Below are 17,862 nucleotides of genomic sequence, written 5' to 3' on the forward strand. Positions count from 1 at the left end.
TTACTGGTCTAATAATGTTTTAACCTTAAATAGAAAATCGTGAATATTTGAAACTATAGTTGTTACCTCTAAAGTTCCTCTATCTCTAAGTTTATTTAAAACAAACTCTGAAATATCAACTGCATATATAAATACAGGTCTTACTTCTCCATTTACTACAGTGTAAGAAGGCGTTACGTTGCCTGTAGCTATAGTATGAAGCTGAGTCGCAAGGCATATAACTGTAGTAGCCTTCCTAGTATGCTTTCTCATTGCATCTTGCGCTTCTGCCATATTAGATTTTACAGGAAGAAGTGGTCCGTCATCTCTTATAGAACCTGTAAGCACATATGGAATATTATTTTTAACACATGAATATATAACACCGTTATCTATTCCATATTCTCTTATAGCCTCCTCTATTCCTCCTGCTCTATTAATTAAATTTATCGTATCTAAGTGATGATAATGTCCATTCTTTTTGTTTTCCATTGAGGTTATATCCTGCCCTAATGCAGTATGAAACAATGCTCCTTCTAAATCATGAGTACCAACTGCATTTCCTCCAAATATTGCATGAGCATATCCTCTATCTATTATCTCTGACATAGCTTCTCTTGATTTATCATCAAATACTGCTGCTGGTCCTAAAACCCACACTATATAGCCATTATCTTTTTCATATTTTAATAAATCACATAGCTTTTTATAATCTTTTGCGTAAGGAGTTTCTCTGGATCTTCCTGTTCTAAATCCAAAGACATCACTTGTGCTTTCTTCATCATAAAATCCTGAGGCATAAAGGTATATACCCTCACTTCCATCTTCTGTACGTCCCACAATTACCTTATCCTTAGGTTCTAATCGTCTAAATTCCTTTGCTTCAACCTCTCCATTTTCAAGTATCACAGGAACACAATCCATTCTACTTTCTTTTATAAGCACCCAAGAGCCATTTATTTTATAATACTCTGGATACATAGAAGTCCCATGATAATTATCTGGAGCTATCCCTTTCATCTTTACTTCTTCAAATTTTACATTTGGTGCATTCTTTAAGTCAGATCTGTTAAAGTCCGGTTCATTAAACTTAGGCATAGAAAACAATTATATACCCCCTTATCATAAATTAATAATATTATTTTAAACTATAACTCTATTATATCATTCCCAATAACTTTGAATAGCAATCTACTTATTATAATTTTCTAAAGTATCAAAAGTATATCCTTGTTCTTTTAAGGACTTTATTATTCTTGGAAGAGCTTCCACCGTTGTTTTCTTTCCTTTAGCATCATGCATTAAAATTATGGCTTTATCTTTTCCTTTTATTTGTTTCATAACATTATTGTATATAGATGCAGCTGATGCATGGTCTGTCATACCATCTCCAGAATCCACATCCCAATTAAAATAATGTATTCCTTTTTTTTCTAATTCATTAGCAAGTTTTATATTAAACTGTTTACCATTTCTTTTTCTGACAACACTATTTTTTGAGCCACCAGGAAATCTAAAAAGCTTACTTGGACTTCCTGTTATTGATTCTATAAGTTCTTGATCTTTATTGAAATTATCCCAAAATGTCTTTTCTGAAGAATATACTTTTTGAAAATCATGCTCATATGTATGATTCCCTATAGCGTTTCCTTCTTCATAAGCTCTCTTCATAAACCTTACATCTTCTTCATATATAGGTTTAATAACAAAAAATGTAGCGTGGACACCTTCACTTTTCAATATATCAAGTACCTTTTCAGTATTTTTGCTTGGACCGTCATCAAAGGTCAAATATGCAACTTTTTCACCTTCCGATGCTTTCGCTACCTTCACATTAGTTATACTGGCTAAAATTCCAGCAATTATAGTTATTGCAAGAATAAAAGCATAAATTCTTATAGTAGTTTTTTTCATAATAAAATATACACCTCCATATTTAGTCTTCTAAAATAGGGTGCATATATCTCAAGGATTTATTCATATTTTCTAATGTTTCTTTTGGAGCAAGATATATATTTGCTTCGCCATGCAATGATAATTATGGATTTTCAAAAAATAAATAACAGCCCCTAAAGGAATTTAGAGGCCCTTATTTTTTATATAAAATATTTTCTATAGGCTTTCACTTCCCTATCCTTTTATTGCACAACTGCACAAACTTCACGATGCTGCAGTTGATTTTGCAAAAGTATTTAAGCCTTAGTTTAGCTGAACATTATATGACTTTATATATAATAATACTGAGGCAGCCGAGACTCTAAAGGCCGTGGTCCTGCCTTAACGTGTCATTGAATCCAGCTTCATTTGTGCCTGCTCTCATTACCATGGGGTAATACACCTTCCCATAAAATTTTATGGATCTTTCTCAATACCTAGAGCTTCACATTAAAATCAAAACTATCTCTCATATACCTCTGCTTAAAACAACATTTTTCTATAGGTATATTTTCCTGACAAACCATAATAGTTATAATAAAACTCCATATGAACTTTGGTCTATTTACAGCACGCCAATTTGGGTATGCTTTATCCAAAATTATTTTTATACCACATCATAAAGTTTTATTTTCCTCTCACCTACTATCTCAAAAATAGTCATTCCTAGGATTAAATTTAAACTTTAAGCCTTTTACCTATTGAAGTAATGGTCTATATATATTAAATAAAGCGCTTCATGGACTTTCATTTGACTTCATTCTAACTCACAACTTAATTATTTTCAATATTTTTCCATAAAAACATTTAGACATTTATTTTATTTTATTCTTAATACCGTCATGTAAATACTTTAGATGAGTAATATCTACACCTTCATCCTCTAAAGTTTGTAATCTCTTCTCAACCTTTGTCATAGTATCTTGTGCTTCATCATAATCCTTAGCTTTTATACATGCACTTGTATACTGCAATAAATAATCTACCTTCATAACTAATTCAGCTAGATCCTGCCTTTCCTCATTTGCTAAATGTAATATCATTGCATATATCTTTGCTGATGATTTTTTCTTTGCTTCCTTTAACATATCATTATTTGCACTAGTCTTCTTTGCCATTCTTATTCCTCCATAAAATTTTCATCTTAAATTACATATAATTTCATTATGATTTCCATTTTTAATAAAATTTATCCTCATGATTTATTTATTATAAAAAATAAGAAGCTATAACAAGACTAAAATCAATTTTTAAAAAAGTTTTAATCTCATTACGCTCCTATAATTTATTATTTTACTGTCTGTAAAGCTTTTTTGACCATTGGTATAACATAATGACTTCCACCTCTATCTTTAACGTCCTCTGCCATTACTGCTACTAAGAGATTATTATTTCCCTTATTTGTAGTCATTGCTACGAACCATCCAAGCTCTGTTCCTGTTGTATCGCTTTGGCTTGCTTTTATTTCTGCCGTTCCTGTTTTTCCTGCTATTTTTAATCCATCTATATATGCTTCATGGCCTGTACCACTTGGATTTTCAACAACCTGTATAAGTGAATTTAAAACTGTATCAGCAGCATCCTTTGAAACCGCATTCTCTTTCCAAATCTTTGCCTGTATTGAATCCTTATACTCAAGATATGGATTCAATACATTACCACCATTTAAAAACATAGTATAAATAGATGCTAAGTGAAGAGGATTTATAAGAATCTCTCCCTGTCCATATCCACTATCTGCAAGCTGAACATCTGTCTTTATAGCTCCATCTGACGCAAATTTTGAAGTTGACACTCCATATTCAAAAGGTAAATTCTCATCAAATCCTAGCTTTTTTAATTCCTCTGCAAATTTATCTTTTCCTATGTCTAAGGCAGCTTGAGCAAAATATATATTATCCGAATGTACCATGGCATTTAATAAGTTAGTCTCACTTCCATAGTCAGAAACTCTTGTTACAAAATAGTCTCCCCAGCTGCTGTCCTTTTGCCATTTAAGACCTGATATAGGCTTGGTAGCATTTGCATCTAATGTTTTAGTATCTAATCCTATTGCTGCAGTTATAGGTTTAAATGCGGAACCTGGTACAGCATTACTTTGAAATCTATTGTATAAAGGTTTGTTCGTATCTGAATTTAATGAATCCCATTTTTCTTGAGACATACCCATAACAAAATCATTAGGATCATATCCCGGAGCACTTACAAGAGCTAAAACTTCTCCTGTATTAGGATTCATTGCTACAGATGTACCTTTGTCTTTTTCTAATTGATTATACAAAAGAGTTTGTAGAGAGTTATCTATAGTAACTATAACATCATTACCATTTTTAACCTCTCTTGATGCTATTGTAGATTTTTTCTTTCCTAGCTTGTCAGTGATGTATATTTCCGCACCATCTATCCCTCTAAGCTTTTCTTCATATAATTTTTCAAGGCCTGCTTTGCCTAAAACCGAATTTTGATTATAATTTTGCCCTTTACGAGCTTCTAATTCTTCAGCATTTATACTTTGGACGTATCCAGTAAGATGCGCTGCTATTGCTCCTAATGGATATATTCTGCTCTGTTTGTCGTTAACCATTATTCCTGGTATGGTTAAAAGATTTTTTACTCTAGCATCATTTGCTGATATTACTTTTATAGGTACAAACATATCGTCTTTTACATAAGATGCTCCAAGTTTATTATTTATGATATCAGGCGAAATTTCTAATATCTCGGCTATTGTTTTTATAGCTTCATCTTTATTTGCAAGTTTACCTGGTACTATTCCTACGTCCGCTGCAATCCCATCTTTAGCCAAGGCATTTTTGTTTCTATCTAATATGCTTCCTCTTGTAGCTCTCTTAGTAGTTATTCTAACCTTATCACTGTCTCCAAGCTCTGGAAATATAGCCTGAGAATTCCATAGTAACTTATATTCTTTTGATTCCTTATCTTTTACTGTCTTAATATTGTTTTGAAAGCTTATGTCTCCTGCTGCAGTGTTCATATCTGTAGTATAGGTTATGCTTGCTTCGTCTCCATCCTTGGATGTTTCGCTAACTTCTATCTCTATGTTTTGTGCTTCTATACCCTCGTATATATTTTTATTTCTTGCTATAAAATCTTCTTTTGATATATTCTCTTTGCTATCATTGCTGATCGCGTTATACATGGCTTCATAATCTTTTGAATTTAATAGTTCTACATACGCATTTAAAGCATCTTCAGGCTTATTAGCGGATTTTTTAGTCATGAAGAAAATTCCTCCACCTATTAAAACTACACCTAAAACAGCTGCTATACCTATGTATACCCCTTTATTTTTTATCATAGATATCCCCTCTTTTATTTTTATTTATATCCAATTCTAATATATCATGTTTTCTATATGAAAAATATTAATTTTGTTCTAATATTTCCTCTACCATATTCATGTTGATATTTTCTTCAAGAATATCACATAGTTTATCATACTGCATCATCTTATATTCTCTATAGTTCATCTCTTCTTCTATATCCATGTTAAGTTTTTCTTTTATTTCATTCACTAATTTTAATGCGAAGTCTCCTTCATCAAATAATCCATGTATATATGTTCCTAGGACTCTTCCATCAGGACTCTTCATTCCAAGAACCTTTCCATCCTCTCCCTTTATCCATATGTTTTCCTGACATAGAGGAGAACTCTCTCCATTGTGTATTTCATAACCAGTTATTTCATTTCCATTGCAATCTATACCCTTAATTTGTCTGGTATTTTTTATTTTATTGAATGTTGTTTCCATGTCCAAGAACCCAAGACCTTCTTCTACTCTTGGCTCCCCTTCCACCCCTTCAAGGTCGCTTATCCTTTTTCCTAGGATTTGATATCCTCCACATACCCCTAAGATTAACATTCCATCTTCTTTTGCTTTGACTAGAGCCTCTTTAAACCTGCTATTCTTTACAAAATTTAAATCATCAATAGTATTTTTACTTCCAGGAATTATTATCATATGAGCACCGCTTAAATCTTTTGGATTTTCTACGTATCTAACATTCACGTTTTTTATCTTTCCTAAAGAATTAAAGTCTGTAAAGTTTGACATATGAGGAAGCCTTATTACAGCCACATCTACGCCTTGTCCTTTTGTGTTTCTTATATTTTCAGTAGCTGCATCCTCTTCTTCTATATCAAGTTCCACATGAGGCATTACCCCTAAAACAGGTATATGTATTATATCCTCTATCTGTCTCATAGCACCTTCAAATAATTCTTTTCTTCCTCTAAATTTGTTTATTATAACTCCTTTTACTCTGCTTCTTTCATTTTCATCTAAAAGCATTATAGTCCCAACTATAGATGCAAAAACCCCTCCTTTGCTTATATCTGCTACTAGTATTACTGGGGCATCTGCCATTTCAGCCATCTTCATATTTGCTATATCTGTATCTTTTAAATTTATTTCAGCACAGCTTCCTGAACCTTCTAAAACTATAACATCATAATCTTTTGATATGTCATCAAAAGCCTCTTTGGCTATGGTTCTTAAATAAGGATTTAGCTCTCTATATTTGTAAGCATCCATGGTACAATGTACTTTTCCTCTTACTATAACTTGAGTTTTATATCCGGCGCTTGGTTTCATAAGAACTGGGTTCATATATTCTTTAGGCTCTATTTCACATGCTTCAGCTTGTACAACTTGAGCCCTTCCAATTTCGTCTCCATCTTTAGTTACAAAGGAATTCAATGATATGTTTAATGCTTTAAATGGAGCTACATTATAACCTTTTCTTTTGAAATATCTGCAAAAGGCTGTAGCAACAGTACTTTTTCCTACTGAAGAAGCAGTTCCAAGAAACATTATCTTTTTTGTACCCATAGTTTTTCCTCCTATTTTATATTTAAATATCCGTAATCATTTGTTATAGTATTTTCTTGAATTTCAAATGGTATTGAGTAATTGTAGATAGGACCATCAAAAACAAATGTATGATATTCCCCATTTTCTCCACATGGGTCTGCTCCAGTGTTCTTTATTTTCGCTACAAGCTCTCTTGTTAGAATTTCTCCCAAGAATTCTTCCCCTAAAAATTCTAACTTTACATTTTTAAGAACTGTTTTAAATCCACTGTCTATAAATTCGTAAGTTAACTTTTCTCTGTCTTCTTGCCATAATGGAAATATAGCTTCCATTACCGCAGCTTCGCATCTATCAGTACACCATGCTCTATGATGTTCTATGTCTATATCTCCGAATACACATGCTTCAGCACCTAAATCTCTTTGACTTCGTAGAACTTCTTCAAAAACCTTTTCATATTGATTACCATCGCATTCAACTGGTATAAGCGGAATATCTAATGATTTTGATACCTCATTAAGAATATTTCGTGGTACTCCATGAAACCAGCTCTTATCTTTATCCTTATCTATAGTAACTAAAAGACCTGCTGGAGTATTCCCTTCTTTTATCATTCTATATAATGCAAGAGTACTGTCCTTTCCACAGCTGTATGACATAATAAATTTTTTGCCCATAGCATATCTCTCCTATTTCCATTTTTCTAGCGCCTCAATCATGAAACTTTTTATATCTATTCCATAAACAGATTCTAGTTTTTCTTTCTCTAAAACACTTTTTGCATTGCCTAAAGATACTATTTTACCATTCTTAAGCATCAATATACTTTCACTAAACATCTGAACTAAATTCAAATCATGTAGAACTCCTATGACAGTTTTGTTATTCTCCTTTATCCATTTGTTTACATACATTAAAATTTCTATCTGACATTTTAAGTCCAAATGATTAGTAGGTTCGTCTAATAAAAGAATGTCAGGATCTTGAGCAAATGCCCTTGCAAGGTAAACCCTTTGAAGCTGTCCTCCTGATAATTCATTTATAACCCTATCTTTGCAATCCAAAAGCCCTACAGTTTCTATGCAGCTTAAGACCTTCTCTTCATCTTTTTTAGAAAGTGTTGAAAATGCTCCTTGAATGTGTGCATACCTTCCTAAAGCAACTGTCTCAAAAACTGTATAAGGAAAATAAATTTCTGAAGTTTGAGTCATAAGCGCTACTTTTTTAGCTAGTTCTCTTCTTTTGGTATGCTTCACTTCTTCACCATCTATTTTTACAATACCTTTATAATCAATAAGATTTGCAATAGCTCTTAACAAAGTCGTCTTTCCACAGCCATTTGGTCCTACTATAGATAAATTCTGACCAGGTTCTACTTTAAAGGAGACTCCCTTAACAACATCAGTTCCATCATATCCGCAATATAAATCCTTTATCTCAAGCACCTAATCACCTACTTCTCCTGTTAAAATATAAGTACGCAAAGAATGGAGCTCCTATAATTGCAGTTATTGCTCCTATTGGCAGTTCTGATGGTGCTGCTATAGTTCTAGCAACCATATCTGTCACAACCATTAAAGTTCCTCCAAGTACCATACACATAGGTATTACCACCTTATGTCTTGATCCAAAAATCTTTCTTACTAAATGAGGGATTATAAGATCTATAAATCCTATAGTCCCACTTAATGCTACAGAAGTACCTGTTAAAAGTGCTGTAGCTGTAAATAATATTTTTTTCACTGATTTCGTTTCTACTCCTACAGACTTGGCTTGTTCCTCTCCAAAACTTAAAACATCCATTTCTCTGCAATATTTTAAAACAATCAATATGCCTATAATGAAAAATGGCATCCCCATTGCAAGATATGACCATCCCTTCATAGAGAAAGATCCCATCTGCCACATAGTTATCGTTTTTATATCTTCGCTATATAATGCAGAAATAGTTGTAAGTATCGCATTAGTAAAAAGAGAAAACACCATTCCTGCCAAGATTATCGTACTATTAGAAAGACTTCTATCAACCTTATTAGAAAAAGTTATAACTGCGAATACTGTGATAACGCCTGAAATGAATCCTATTACAGGCAATGCTAAATTTCCTATAACAGGTATTGATATTCCTAGTATTATATACGCTCCCACCCCTAAAGATGCTCCTGAAGAAACTCCTAATGTAAATGGTGATGCTAATGGGTTCTTTAAAATAGATTGAACTACAGCTCCACTTACTGAAATAGCTGCTCCCACACAAAATGCTAAAAGCACTCTTGGAAATCTTATAACCCATATTATTGATACGTCCTTTGGCTCTATCCCCTTCATAATTGGTAAATTAAAAAGCTTATTCCCTATTATGGATATAACCTCGCCTATACTTATATAGGAGCTTCCAATAGAAGTTCCCATAAAAATCACTAAAATTACTGCGGGGATTAGCAGTAATTTTAGTGATTTATTTAGTTTCCTATTCATACTGTTCTGGGTATATAGCTTTCGCCATTTCCTTTAAAGCTTTTACAACATTTTGTGTTGATCTAGATGATGAATTTTGGTCAATTAAAAATACTTTATTGTTTTTAATTGCATTAACATTTTCCCAGCCTGGACGTTGCTTTATTAATTCTACAGCATTTGGTATGTAAGTTTCATTTGTCAATATTACATCTGGATTATCTGAAATAACATTTTCTTCACTTGGAGCAATCCATCCAGTTTCATTAGCAAATATATTTTCAGCTCCTATAATATTTATTAGTTCATTTAAAAAAGTGTCCGTTCCAAAACTATATAGTCCAGGAGTAGATCCTATCTCAAAATAAACTTTCTTTTTATCTTTTATTGTGTCTCCAATTTTCTTTATATCCTCTACATCTTTTTTCATATCTTTTACAAGTTGTTTTCCTTTTTCAGATGTTCCTGTAATATCAGATAAAAATGTTATGTCATCATATATACCATCTAAGTTTTTGCTACTTGGCATATATACGACTGGTATTCCTGCGTCTTTTATGCTCTTTAATGGATCTTCACTTCCCGACTTACTCATTGTAGATGCTATAACAATATCTGGCTCTAACGAAATTATTGTTTCTGCATTTATATTCATGAAATCAATCTTGGTTCTATCTTCTCTAAGACCCTCTATATCATCTGAATATTTATCAGTGCATATGATTTTATCCCCTAATCCTAATGCAGCTAATATTTCTGTATTAGAGGATGAGGCTGATACGATCTTTTCTATTTTTTTAGGTTGAGTAAACTCATTACCTTCTCTATCCTTTTTAGTAACAGTCTTGTCTCCACATCCTGCTAATAATGCCATAATCATTATTGACATTATAAAATATATTATATGCTTTCTTTTAATCCTCACTTTAACCCCTCCTATTGTTTTCATTAAAACCTTTAATTTATTTTTTTTATTATATATGAGTAAAAGAAAAGTAGTAATTTATAATGAAAAATTACTACTTTTAGTATATCAAATTTTATTAAAAAATAAAGTTTTAAGGATTATTATTTTCATCCATCTTTATTTCTCTCTCCAATACAAAAGTCATTAACACTCGAAGAAGAAATATAGACTCCCTTTGTAAAGTTATTGACCAGCCATCTTTTTATAAGTTTCCAGTCTTTCCTTTGCATCCTCTTCAGTTTTTTCAAATAACTTATCTGCTATTTCAGGGAAAGTCTTTGCAAGAGCCGCATACCTAACTTCACTCATCAAGAATTCCTTAAAGTCTGCTTTCGGTTCTTTAGAATCTAAAGAGAATGGGTTCTTTCCTTCAGATTTCAACATTGGGTTATATCTATATAAAGCCCAATATCCACAATCTACAGCTCTCTTTTGTTCTTCCTGAGATAAGGTCATTCCACCCTTAAGCCCTTGATTTATACATGTTGAGTAAGCTATTATAAGCGATGGTCCATCATAAGCTTCTGCCTCTGTTATAGCTTTTATTGTTTGATTTTTATCTGCTCCCATAGCTATTTGAGCCACATATACATAGCCATAACTCATAGCCATAAGTCCTAAGTCTTTCTTTTTCGTCCTCTTTCCTGATGCTGCAAATTTTGCTACTGCAGCCATTGGTGTTGCTTTTGATGATTGGCCTCCAGTGTTAGAATATACTTCTGTATCAAATACAAGTACATTGACGTTTTCTCCTGATGCCAATACATGATCAAGGCCACCATATCCTATATCATAAGCCCAGCCATCTCCACCAAATATCCATTGCGATCTCTTAATTAAGAAATCTTTATCTTTTAGAATAACTTTAGCTATAGGATTATCTATATTTTCTAATGCCTTCTCTACTTTTTCAGCTCTTTCTCTACTGCCCTCTCCAAGATTTACATTATCTAGCCAATCTTGTAGAACTGACTTTACTTCGTTATTTAAGTCTGAATCTATAGCTTTTATTATGTTATTTTCCAATCTCTTTCTTATAGTACTTGATGCCATATGCATTCCAAATCCATATTCAGCATTATCCTCAAATAAAGAGTTTGCCCAAGCAGGTCCATGACCATTTTTGTTTACGGTATATGCTGTTGCGGCTCCTCCTGATGCCCATATTGATGAACATCCTGTGGCATTAGCAATTATCATTCTGTCTCCAAATAATTGAGTCACAAGTTTAGCATAAGGAGTCTCTCCACATCCTGCACAAGCACCAGAGTATTCTAGTAATGGCTGTTCAAACTGACTGCCCTTTACTGTAGTTTTTTTCATTGGATTTACTTTCTTCGATACTTTTTCTACAGCATAATCCCAACAAGGAATTTGGTCATCCTGACTATCCTTAGGTTTCATTATTAACGCCTTATTTGGTGCTGGACACACCTCAACACAATTTCCGCATCCCACGCAATCTAAAGGTGAAATAGCTATAGTAAAATCAGTTGCATCTTCTGATTTTATTCCTTTAGTTTTAAGAAGCTTAAATGCTTCTGGAGCATCAGCTGCTTCTTTTTCATTTAATAGGAAAGGTCTTATAGTAGCATGAGGACATACATATGAACACTGATTGCATTGAATACAGTTTTCAGGAAGCCACTCTGGTACATTTACCGCAATTCCTCTCTTTTCATAAGCTGTGGTTCCAGCCATGAAAGTTCCATCACCTGCTCCATTATCTATAAATGTAGATACAGGAAGCTTATCTCCTTGAAGCTTATTCATAGGTTCACATATTTCCTTTATAAATTTTGGTACATCACCTATGCTGTGATTCTTAGAGTCCTCTGCATTTTTCCAATCCTCAGGTACTTGAATTTTTACTATAGAGTTTATTCCTGCTTCTATAGCTTCGTAATTCATATTAACTACCTTATCGCCTTTTTTGCCGTAAGATTTTACAACAGCTTCTTTTAGATATTTTACTGCATCATCTATTGGAATTATATTTGTCAGTTTAAAGAAAGCGGACTGCATTATCATATTTATTCTTCCACCAAGTCCGATTCTTTGTGCAATATCTACAGCATTGATGGTATAAAAATCTATATTATTTTCAGCTATATATCTCTTTAAATTACCTGGCAGATGTTCTCCAAGTTCTTCTGCTGACCATATAGTGTTGAGCAGGAACTTTCCGTTTTTCTTTAATCCATCTAGTAAATCATATGTATAAACATATGACTGCTTATGGCAAGCTACAAAATCCGCTTTATCTATTTCATAATGAGATTTTATAGGACTATCACCAAATCTCAAGTGGGAAATAGTTATTCCTCCTGATTTTCTAGAATCATAAGAGAAATAGCCTTGAGCATACATGTCAGTATGGTCTCCTATTATCTTTATAGCGCTCTTGTTAGCTCCAACAGTTCCATCTGATCCTAATCCCCAGAACTTACATGCTGTTGTGCCTGATGGTGCTGCATCTATTTCTTCCTTTGAATTTAATGATAAATTTGTTACGTCATCTATTATTCCTATAGTGAATCTTTCTTTTGGTTTGTCAGCTTTTAAATTATCATAAACTGCTAATATATGAGATGGTGTTGGGTCTTTTGACCCTAATCCAAACCTTCCTCCTACAATTAATGGAGCATTTTCTTTGCCATAAAAAGTCTTTATAACATCAAGATATAAAGGTTCTCCTATAGCTCCAGGTTCTTTTGTTCTATCAAGGACAGCAATCTTTTTAACTGTCTTTGGTATAACTTTTAGAAGTCTTTCCATAGAAAATGGTCTATATAATCTAACCTTGACTAAACCAACCTTTTCTCCTCTAGCTCGCAAATAATCTATAGTCTCTTCCACAACTTCCATCACTGCACCCATAGCTATTATGATTCTATCTGCCTCTGGATCTCCATAATAGTCAAAACAGTGATATTCTCTTCCTGTAATTTTAGTTATTTCATTCATATATTGCTCTACTATCTCTGGAATATCGTCGTAGTGTTTATTTATAGATTCACACATTTGGAAGTATACATCTGGATTTTGAGCTGTTCCCCTTGTAACTGGGTGGCTAGGATTTAAAGCACTATCTCTAAAGTTTTGAAGTGCATCATAATCTACTAGCTTTGCTAAATGTTCTTGATCTATTACCTCTATCTTTTGTATCTCATGAGAAATTCTAAATCCATCAAAGAAATTTAAAAAAGGCATTCTGCATTTTATAGCAGTAAGATGAGCTACTGCAGATAAGTCCATAACTTCTTGAACAGAACCATCTGATAACATAGCAAATCCAGTCTGTCTTGCTGCCATCACGTCTTGATGATCTCCAAATATACTTAAGGATGATGTTGCCAAAGCTCTTGCTGCTACATGAATTACAGCTGGAAGTCTTTCTCCCACCATCTTATACATATTAGGTATCATAAGAAGTAATCCTTGAGATGCTGTATAGGTAGTTGATAAAGCTCCTCCTTGCAAAGAACCGTGAAGAGCTCCTGCTGCTCCTGCTTCAGATTGCATTTCTACTACTTTTACAGGCTCTCCAAAAATATTCTTCTTTCCTTGAGCTGCCCATTCATCTACTACTTCTGCCATTGGGCTTGATGGAGTTATAGGATATATGGATGCTACTTCTGTAAATGCATAAGAAACATATGCTGCAGCAGTATTTCCATCCATGCTTTTCATCTGTTTCATATCTTCCCTTCCTTCCTCATAGGTTTTATTCATTATTTTTAAATTACTATAATTTATACTTTTTATATTATGTGTAAATATAAAAATAAATATTATTTTATATAAAAAATACCCAATCTTCTGAGAAGATTGGGTAAGAAATTTTTAAATTATTCTATTGGTTCTCCATTAAAATTCTTATATTCAGGTTTATTTTTAGGATCACCTACATTATTTTGATCTGCATGGAGCTTTTGTCTTCTTTTACCTTTTTGTACTCGGTTGCATGCGCCAGGTTTGTTTACCATATACAACACATCCTTTCTCTAATATTTTGCTACCTAATTAGAATTTTTATGTGTGGCAATATGAGTAATTAGAATGCTAATTGCTTCCTCGCTATGTCTACAAATATCTTTTGAACTTATAGTTATTTTTGATCCACTTTCTATATCTATACCACAAATATCACTTTTTTCTTTTAAGAACCACTCTTTATATTCACTAAAAGGAACCTTCACTATTTTTTCTACTTCTTGATTTGTCTTAAAATCTAATTCTTTATTAGTTTTATAAATAAAGATTCTACAAAGTTCATTATCATAATATCCTTTGCATTTTAAATGTTCTATAGCATAACCAAGATATTTTAAATCTTTCAATTCAGCTTTTAATCCTATTTCTTCTTCTATTTCACGAAGAACGCTCAGTTCTGGCTCTTCACCTGAACTCACATGTCCAGCCACAGATATATCGTATAAACCTGCAAACTCATTCTTTAAAAAAGATCTTTGCTGCAGATAAATCCATGGTTCATCATCGTGTACATCAACAATCCAGCAATGAACTACTTCGTGTAATAGTTCTTTTTGGTGTGCTTCATTTCTTTCAATGTCATCTATATATTCTAAATTTAAATCATATATCTTTAGCATCTCTTTTTCTTCCATAAAAATTCTCCTTATCTATCTTTAAATGTCTGATTATAACAAATATTTTATCATACCATATGCTCCAATATTATCTAAATAATTAAATTATATTTCTATATTTTAATTATAAACATTTTACCCTTAACATTCTTGCTTTCATAAATAATATTTTTTTATTCTGCGGAGAAACTACTATAGAAGGAATCCAAATATTTAATGAGGGAGGAATTCTAAATGGATAATAATAAAAATAGAATAAAAGATCGTCCAAAATCTAATGCTGAAATGAGAAAAATGTATGCTGAAGCTGGCTCAGAAATAGCCATAGAGCATGGTGAAAAAAGAGGTTCCAATGTAAGCGGAAAGAAATTCACAAAGAGATCAAAATTATCTCATAATAAATAGGAGGGATAGTAATGAGTGATCATAAATGCTGCGGATGTGATTGTGAAAATAAACATAAAAAAGCTCACGCTGATATTACATCACCAAATTATCAACATGAAGTAAATAGTAAAGCTCATAATAAAAGTCCTTATGGAAAGGAAGAACCATCTACTCATACTACTTATAAATAAGTGAAGAGTTACGTAGTGAAAAATGAAGAGTTACGCAAAGAATAGTATAGCTAGATAATTTAAAGTTGGTTATATGATAAATAAATAGATTAATGTTTAAACAATAAAAATCCTATAAACTTAACATTTAAATGCTGAGTTTATAGGATTTTATAATACTATATTTAATTAACTTTTTATACAAAATATGTTATCATTATATTAAATCTCAAAAATTAATTTTTCATAAAATTCTTAAGGGGTTGATTAATATCAATAATTCAATGAGAGATTTAATAGATGTAATTGTTGGATGTACTACATTGATCTGCGGTTCCATACTTATTATTGTTTTTTGGCCTATAGCAATATTAGTTTTGTTACTAGGGCTTCTCCTTTTGATGGGGGATTTAAGCTTATATGACGTTAGAAAAAAATATGAAGTTAAAAATAAAGATACTGAAACTTAGTTGTTTTCAAATATACAATTAATCTTTATAAATTAGAATAAAAAATATAACTGGAAATATTTATTTCCAGTTATATTTTTTATTTAAGAATTTAATTTAGTTTCTTGGTTCTTTAATTTTCCATCCTCAAGAATTATTGTTCTATGACATGAAGCTGCTACATTAGGATCATGTGTTACTATTATTATAGTCTTTCCTTGACTATTTAATTTTTTTAATATGTCCATTATTTCATGACCTGTCTTTTGATCTAATGCTCCTGTAGGTTCATCTGCAAGGATAACTTTAGGATTGTTTACTATAGCTCTAGCTATAGCTACTCTTTGACATTGACCACCTGATAGTTCATTAGGATGTTTATGAATTTTATGTTCTATTCCTAACTTACATAGCGTCTCCTTAATTCTTTCTTTTTTATTGGAAACCTTAGTCTTATTATAAACTAAAGGAATTTCAACATTTTCATAGACCGAGTAGCTATCTATCAAAGCAAAATACTGTACTACAAAACCAAAAGCTGAGTTTCTCAATTCTGCAAGGTCATTTTTACTATATTCATCTATCCTTTTGTCATCAAAATAATATTCCCCATCTGTTTTTTTGTCTAAGCATCCTATTATATTTAAAAGAGTGGATTTTCCTGAACCTGAAGTTCCCATAATTGCAACCATTTCTCCACTATCTATTGTCAAACTTACATTGTTAAGTGCTTTAGTTTGAGCATCATCTTTCCCATAAAATCTACATATATTTTTAAGTTCAATTAGACTCATTTTACTCACCACTCCTAATCAATTCATTAACATTAAGCTTTTTTATAGTCTTTATTGGTATGATACTAATTATAATATCTATTACAAACATTATAATTAATATATATATAATAAACTTATAATTTATAGTTGAATATTTAGCTTTAATAAATCCAAAGGAAGCTATTCCACCTATACACATAATCATAAAATTCTGTATAAACAAGGTCAGAGATACATCATTTAAAGTAGCTCCACTTAAAATATGCACACCTATTTGGCTTTTTTCTCGTTTTATGCTATACATCATAGAGCTTGTTATTCCAATTGATAAAAATAGCGTTACTATTATTGATAATGTTTCTGAATTTTTCTTCTGAGCCAAAAGCATTTCCTTATTAAGAGCAAGATATTTATCAGCAGTGGTGATCTCTTGTTTTCCTATCTTAAGCTCACTAAATTTATTGTTTATATCATCTACAATAGATTTAATTTCTTCATCACTCTTAGAAGCATCAAATAAAAAATATGAAGTATTAAAAAAATTAAATACTTGACTCTTATATGTTGTCATAAGTTCACTCTTTGGTAATTTATCTAAATCAATAAAGGGTTTTACAATACTTGAATTAAGATTCAAAAAACTATCAACAGTATTTATTTTATATAAAAGAGAAGTATCTTCTTCAAGTATTCCTATAACTATACATTTTTTAATTTTTGAAGTTACATTGTCAAAATATGTAATCGTATCTCCTGTTTTATATTTACCATTATAATCATATCCTAAAACTACTGGCATCACATCTTGTATAGTTTCAAAATCCTTGTCTTCAAACCTGTTGCCGGATATAAACTTCATTTTAAACTGTTTGTTCATATCTTTATCTATATTAAAGCCTTTAACTGCTAGATATTCCTCACCATCAATAACTTTACTTGAAGGATTAGCTATAAAATTATCCATATTTTTAAATTTTTTCATCATAGAAAAATCATCATCAAGATAAAAATGAATAAAGTCCCCCTCCTTTACTGTTTTATATGCTTCTAATATTCTATCTGGAGTTATAGTTCCATCAAAAAATCTGTAATGAAATTCTCCTGAGTTTTTCATGTACCATGCTTTTTTCCCATTAAAAACATTAAGAATTTTATCTGCTTCATCAGATATCTTTTTATTAACATCCATAACTGAATAGAAAAGGAAACATATTGCTGCTGCCTGAATCATTATTATAAAGTTTATTAACATTTTCTTGCTTATATTAAGATATGCATACTTAAATATTTTCAC

The 17,862-nt window shown here is 31.7% G+C and carries 17 protein-coding genes; 3 read left to right on the forward strand and 14 right to left on the reverse strand.

Translation table 11 applies throughout. The features are described 5' to 3' along the window. From KQH81_RS16620 to KQH81_RS16675, 12 genes are all read right to left on the reverse strand, one after another. Positions 1–1,077: a putative NPN-dependent ornithine cyclodeaminase gene (locus KQH81_RS16620; RefSeq protein WP_035770624.1), complete on the reverse strand. Its 1,077-nt coding sequence runs from the start codon at positions 1,075–1,077 to the stop codon at positions 1–3. Positions 1,078–1,170: 93 nt separating this feature from the next. Beyond that, positions 1,171–1,893: a polysaccharide deacetylase family protein gene (locus tag KQH81_RS16625; RefSeq protein WP_051196215.1), complete on the reverse strand. Its 723-nt coding sequence runs from the start codon at positions 1,891–1,893 to the stop codon at positions 1,171–1,173. A gap of 836 nt (positions 1,894–2,729) precedes the next feature. Further along, a complete protein-coding gene (locus KQH81_RS16630) occupies positions 2,730–3,032 on the reverse strand; it encodes a hypothetical protein (RefSeq protein WP_074846465.1) in 303 nt (100 codons plus the stop codon). 170 nt (positions 3,033–3,202) lie between these two features. Continuing rightward, positions 3,203–5,233, reverse strand: a complete 2,031-nt coding sequence (locus KQH81_RS16635) for a penicillin-binding transpeptidase domain-containing protein (RefSeq protein WP_074846468.1) — start codon at positions 5,231–5,233, stop codon at positions 3,203–3,205. A gap of 67 nt (positions 5,234–5,300) precedes the next feature. Beyond that, the gene (locus KQH81_RS16640; RefSeq protein ID WP_230028514.1) at positions 5,301–6,767 is read right to left on the reverse strand and encodes a cobyric acid synthase; all 1,467 of its coding nucleotides are present in this window, start codon (positions 6,765–6,767) and stop codon (positions 5,301–5,303) included. An 11-nt stretch (positions 6,768–6,778) separates the two neighbouring features. Continuing rightward, positions 6,779–7,426, reverse strand: a complete 648-nt coding sequence (locus KQH81_RS16645; protein ID WP_074846474.1) for a Dph6-related ATP pyrophosphatase — start codon at positions 7,424–7,426, stop codon at positions 6,779–6,781. 12 nt (positions 7,427–7,438) lie between these two features. Continuing rightward, positions 7,439–8,194: an ABC transporter ATP-binding protein gene (locus KQH81_RS16650; RefSeq protein WP_074846477.1), complete on the reverse strand. Its 756-nt coding sequence runs from the start codon at positions 8,192–8,194 to the stop codon at positions 7,439–7,441. Between the two features lie 4 nt (positions 8,195–8,198). Next, positions 8,199–9,227, reverse strand: a complete 1,029-nt coding sequence (locus KQH81_RS16655; RefSeq protein ID WP_074846480.1) for a FecCD family ABC transporter permease — start codon at positions 9,225–9,227, stop codon at positions 8,199–8,201. Then, complete coding sequence (locus KQH81_RS16660; RefSeq protein WP_233429115.1) at positions 9,220–10,095, reverse strand: ABC transporter substrate-binding protein; 876 nt, start codon at positions 10,093–10,095, stop codon at positions 9,220–9,222. Before KQH81_RS16660 ends, KQH81_RS16655 begins: the two co-directional genes overlap by 8 nt. A gap of 261 nt (positions 10,096–10,356) precedes the next feature. After that, positions 10,357–13,875 (reverse strand): pyruvate:ferredoxin (flavodoxin) oxidoreductase, encoded by a 3,519-nt coding sequence (nifJ, locus tag KQH81_RS16665; protein ID WP_027638404.1) that lies wholly within the window; start codon positions 13,873–13,875, stop codon positions 10,357–10,359. Positions 13,876–14,024: 149 nt separating this feature from the next. Continuing rightward, positions 14,025–14,162: a clostri-philic family protein gene (locus tag KQH81_RS16670; protein WP_168971997.1), complete on the reverse strand. Its 138-nt coding sequence runs from the start codon at positions 14,160–14,162 to the stop codon at positions 14,025–14,027. 33 nt (positions 14,163–14,195) lie between these two features. Then, positions 14,196–14,804 carry an NUDIX hydrolase gene (locus tag KQH81_RS16675; protein WP_230028516.1) on the reverse strand — a complete coding sequence of 203 codons (609 nt, stop codon included), beginning with the start codon at positions 14,802–14,804 and terminating at the stop codon, positions 14,196–14,198. 216 nt (positions 14,805–15,020) lie between these two features. Between KQH81_RS16675 and KQH81_RS16680 the strand changes: the two genes are divergently transcribed. From KQH81_RS16680 to KQH81_RS16690, 3 genes are all read left to right on the forward strand, one after another. Beyond that, on the forward strand, positions 15,021–15,191 hold the full coding sequence (locus tag KQH81_RS16680) for a hypothetical protein (protein ID WP_099335906.1): 171 nt from the start codon (positions 15,021–15,023) through the stop codon (positions 15,189–15,191). An 11-nt stretch (positions 15,192–15,202) separates the two neighbouring features. Continuing rightward, complete coding sequence (locus KQH81_RS16685) at positions 15,203–15,364, forward strand: hypothetical protein (protein ID WP_168971998.1); 162 nt, start codon at positions 15,203–15,205, stop codon at positions 15,362–15,364. A gap of 263 nt (positions 15,365–15,627) precedes the next feature. Then, positions 15,628–15,813, forward strand: a complete 186-nt coding sequence (locus KQH81_RS16690) for a hypothetical protein (RefSeq protein ID WP_027638403.1) — start codon at positions 15,628–15,630, stop codon at positions 15,811–15,813. Between the two features lie 83 nt (positions 15,814–15,896). On the opposite strand, the gene KQH81_RS16695 is transcribed toward KQH81_RS16690, so the two are convergent. Both KQH81_RS16695 and KQH81_RS16700 read right to left on the reverse strand, forming a co-directional pair. After that, positions 15,897–16,586, reverse strand: a complete 690-nt coding sequence (locus KQH81_RS16695; protein WP_027638402.1) for an ABC transporter ATP-binding protein — start codon at positions 16,584–16,586, stop codon at positions 15,897–15,899. A 1-nt stretch (position 16,587) separates the two neighbouring features. Further along, positions 16,588–17,862 carry an ABC transporter permease gene (locus KQH81_RS16700; RefSeq protein ID WP_035770582.1) on the reverse strand — a complete coding sequence of 425 codons (1,275 nt, stop codon included), beginning with the start codon at positions 17,860–17,862 and terminating at the stop codon, positions 16,588–16,590.

The sequence above is a fragment of the Clostridium cadaveris genome, from assembly GCF_020911725.1.
GTDB lineage: Bacteria > Bacillota > Clostridia > Clostridiales > Clostridiaceae > Clostridium_X > Clostridium_X cadaveris.

Coding starts and splice junctions, on each gene's coding strand:
- KQH81_RS16620 (WP_035770624.1), bottom strand. CDS start 1,077: ATGCCTAAGTTTAATGAACCGGACTTTAACAGATCTGACTTAAAGAAT.
- KQH81_RS16625 (WP_051196215.1), bottom strand. CDS start 1,893: ATGAAAAAAACTACTATAAGAATTTATGCTTTTATTCTTGCAATAACT.
- KQH81_RS16630 (WP_074846465.1), bottom strand. CDS start 3,032: ATGGCAAAGAAGACTAGTGCAAATAATGATATGTTAAAGGAAGCAAAG.
- KQH81_RS16635 (WP_074846468.1), bottom strand. CDS start 5,233: ATGATAAAAAATAAAGGGGTATACATAGGTATAGCAGCTGTTTTAGGT.
- KQH81_RS16640 (WP_230028514.1), bottom strand. CDS start 6,767: ATGGGTACAAAAAAGATAATGTTTCTTGGAACTGCTTCTTCAGTAGGA.
- KQH81_RS16645 (WP_074846474.1), bottom strand. CDS start 7,426: ATGGGCAAAAAATTTATTATGTCATACAGCTGTGGAAAGGACAGTACT.
- KQH81_RS16655 (WP_074846480.1), bottom strand. CDS start 9,227: ATGAATAGGAAACTAAATAAATCACTAAAATTACTGCTAATCCCCGCA.
- KQH81_RS16660 (WP_233429115.1), bottom strand. CDS start 10,095: ATGTCAATAATGATTATGGCATTATTAGCAGGATGTGGAGACAAGACT.
- nifJ (WP_027638404.1), bottom strand. CDS start 13,875: ATGAAACAGATGAAAAGCATGGATGGAAATACTGCTGCAGCATATGTT.
- KQH81_RS16670 (WP_168971997.1), bottom strand. CDS start 14,162: ATGGTAAACAAACCTGGCGCATGCAACCGAGTACAAAAAGGTAAAAGA.
- KQH81_RS16675 (WP_230028516.1), bottom strand. CDS start 14,804: ATGGAAGAAAAAGAGATGCTAAAGATATATGATTTAAATTTAGAATAT.
- KQH81_RS16680 (WP_099335906.1), top strand. CDS start 15,021: ATGGATAATAATAAAAATAGAATAAAAGATCGTCCAAAATCTAATGCT.
- KQH81_RS16685 (WP_168971998.1), top strand. CDS start 15,203: ATGAGTGATCATAAATGCTGCGGATGTGATTGTGAAAATAAACATAAA.
- KQH81_RS16690 (WP_027638403.1), top strand. CDS start 15,628: ATGAGAGATTTAATAGATGTAATTGTTGGATGTACTACATTGATCTGC.
- KQH81_RS16695 (WP_027638402.1), bottom strand. CDS start 16,586: ATGAGTCTAATTGAACTTAAAAATATATGTAGATTTTATGGGAAAGAT.